This window comes from Butyrivibrio sp. WCE2006 (genome assembly GCF_000701985.1).
Taxonomy (GTDB): Bacteria; Bacillota; Clostridia; order Lachnospirales; family Lachnospiraceae; genus Butyrivibrio.
Genome location: NZ_JNKH01000082.1, coordinates 1 through 2,933 on the forward strand (window position 1 = coordinate 1; position 2,933 = coordinate 2,933).

3 protein-coding genes and 1 tRNA gene are annotated in these 2,933 nt (G+C 32.5%); all 4 read left to right on the forward strand.

Going from position 1 to position 2,933, the window contains the following annotated elements; genetic code table 11:
- The first annotated feature begins 15 nt into the window (after positions 1-15).
- The 4 genes from T501_RS19250 (at position 16) to srtB (ending at position 2,756) form a co-directional block, all read left to right on the forward strand.
- A tRNA-Phe gene (locus tag T501_RS19250) sits at positions 16-88 on the forward strand.
- 152 nt (positions 89-240) lie between these two features.
- Entirely contained in the window at positions 241-459 is a 219-nt protein-coding gene (locus T501_RS19255; RefSeq protein ID WP_026511765.1) for a hypothetical protein, read from the forward strand.
- Between the two features lie 121 nt (positions 460-580).
- Positions 581-1,159, forward strand: a complete 579-nt coding sequence (locus T501_RS19260; RefSeq protein WP_026511764.1) for a xanthine phosphoribosyltransferase — start codon at positions 581-583, stop codon at positions 1,157-1,159.
- A gap of 55 nt (positions 1,160-1,214) precedes the next feature.
- Entirely contained in the window at positions 1,215-2,756 is a 1,542-nt protein-coding gene (gene srtB / locus T501_RS20555) for a class B sortase (protein WP_050008423.1), read from the forward strand.
- The last annotated feature ends 177 nt before the right edge of the window (positions 2,757-2,933 follow it).

Below are 2,933 nucleotides of genomic sequence, written 5' to 3' on the forward strand. Positions count from 1 at the left end.
CCCGCTACTCAATTTGCCTAGATAGCTCAGTTGGTAGAGCAGAGGACTGAAAATCCTCGTGTCCTTGGTTCGATTCCGAGTCTAGGCATCTTTTTAATTAATTATTTCTTTAGCAGATCCTACAGTTCTTTTTATGATTCAAATTATGAATTTGATTAATTTACATCAATTACTTTGATTGCTTTACATGTTAAAATCCAAATAGTTGTTAATTAACAGCCACAATATTGGAGGGTGAAAATGTCTAGAGTAGTCACATTTCCTGATCGTATGCTTATTGATGGTTTTGTTTATGAGAAGCAGGGTTATAACAACGAGGGTGGTGTTTTCTATAATTCTAAGGATAACCCATCTGATATTACAAGCAAATTTATAAGTCTTTATCCTGATGGAAAACTTACTTATTTGTATGATGGGCTTGAACTTATATGGAATAAAGACTTTAAGATTATTAATTGAATATAGTATGTGCAATATTATTATATTGCATATAATTAGATAGGATTTCGTTAGCGGAATCCTTTTTTTAGTATGGGTAAAGAAATTATTGAGGTATAGTTAATCGAAAGAAGGAGGATTAATGAAGGCTTTAGAAGAGAAGATAGTAGAATGTGGGAAAGTTTATCCGGGAAATATTCTTAAAGTAGATAGCTTTTTAAATCATCAGATAGATGTAGATATCCTTGATAAGATTGGGCAAGCCTTTTATGAGAAATATAAAAATAAAGATATCACAAAAATACTTACAATAGAAGCTTCCGGTATTGCAATAGCATGCTTTGCAGCCAAATATTTTCATGTACCGGTTGTATTTGCAAAAAAATCCAAAAGTTTAAACATTGGAAAGGATGTATTCGTTTCAAGAATTAGTTCTTATACATATAATAAGGAATACGATGCGACAATATCACGTGAATTTCTTAATTCAAATGACAACGTTTTGATTATTGACGATTTTATCGCTATCGGAAATGCTATGAAAGGCTTAATAGAGATATGTAATCAGGCTGGTGCAAATATTTGCGGAATAGGGATTTGTATTGAGAAAGGATTTCAGCATGGCGGGGATGATTTACGTAAAATGGGATACGATTTAACTTCTCTTGCAATAATAGATAATATGACTGATGATGGTCAAATATTTTTCAGGGAACAATAGCAAAAATGTGTTATAATCTTCTTCGTGCAATATTTTAGAGGAGAATGATAATTTAGTGAACGAACTTAAAAAGAGAATTATTACAAAGCTTGCTCTTTCTGCAAGGAATTATAACGAAAATCATAAGAAAAATGCAAAACTGATAACATATATGGTTCTTGCGGTCATTGTTCTGATAAATATTATTTTTATTATACCTGAGTATATTCTTTCCTTATTGAATTATATTTTGGGACTTATAAAGAAGGGTAAAAAGATAATAATTATTGGAGCGATTGTTATCTTAGGAGTGCTTGGAGTAGTAGTATTTGATCGTAATAAAGAGAAATTCATTGTTAATCGTGAGAATAGTGGTAATAATGAAGAACTGGCAGCATTAGAAGCAGATAGTGAAATAGAAGATGATTTAGGTGATTCAGATATTAGTAATGTCGAGGTTGAAGATAACAGCAACGAAAGTTTACCGGATGTAGATCAATCAGATGAGACTATTTCTGAGGATGGTGAACTGTCGACTGAAGAAATTCCTGATGACAAAGAGCAGGATAAAAAAGATCAAGTTGCTGACAAGAATATAAATTCTGATGCTCAGGAAAAAGAAGAAAATAATACATCAGGTAATATGGGTAACCGTACTACAGAAGATACAGAAAATGTAGGAAATACAGACATTAACAATGATGATGACTCTAAAAAGGATTCTGATACTAATAAAAGCACAGACATAAATAAAGATACGAACATAAATAAGAATACGGAGATTAAAAAAGAAACCGGTATTAATGAGGATAATAATAAGAGTACAGAGTCTGAATCCGATGAAGGCGTAGTTAATGGCAATGATGTAGATGATAGTAATGATGTAGATCATAGCAATGATGCGGAGATTGCTGAGTCTTCAAAGGCTAATAATGAAGGTGGATTATCTAAATCTACGAAAAATAGCAATATTACTAAAGCCAATGATGAGGAAGCAGAAGACAGAACTGCGGATAAGTCTAATGCTTCAGAATCAGATACTGATTGGGAGCCATGTGATGTTGATTTAACGAGTCTTAAAGATGAATATCCTGAGACTGTAGGGTGGTTATTTATTGAGAATACATCCATTTCATATCCAATAATGCAGGGCTCAGACAATGAAAAATATCTAAATATCGGATATACAGGAGAGGAAGCTAATACAGGAGCAATTTTCCTTGATTACAGGTCTGCAGAGGATTTTAATGACTCAAATTCTATAATTTATGGGCACAATATGAAAGATAAATCCATGTTTGGAAAGCTTAGAGATTATAGAGAGAGTAAGGAATACTATAATGATCATCAATATTTTCAAATAATAACACCTGATGCTGAATATAGGTATAAAGTATTTGCTTACATGGATGTTCCTAATGATTCAGTAATTTATGATTACACTGGGGAAGAAGCTAAAGCATTTGTGGCAGATGCTGAACCTGTAAGAATTAAATCGTATATGGACTCTGAGATACCTGTAAATAAAGATGATAAGGTTGTTATTCTTTCAACATGTACATCGCAGGATGATTTAAGATTTGTAGTTTTAGGAGTATTAGTAGATACCAAAAGATAACCTTAATTTACCTGAGGAAGATGGTAAGAAATTGATATCGAATTTATAAGAGTCAATAATGGTGAAGAGATGGATGAGTATCCTAGTGTCTTGTCTGAATGACAATTTGATAAATTACTTGTCTAATTCTCAATACGCTTCGTCATCTTCAATCGCCGTAGCCACCGCTACGACTCA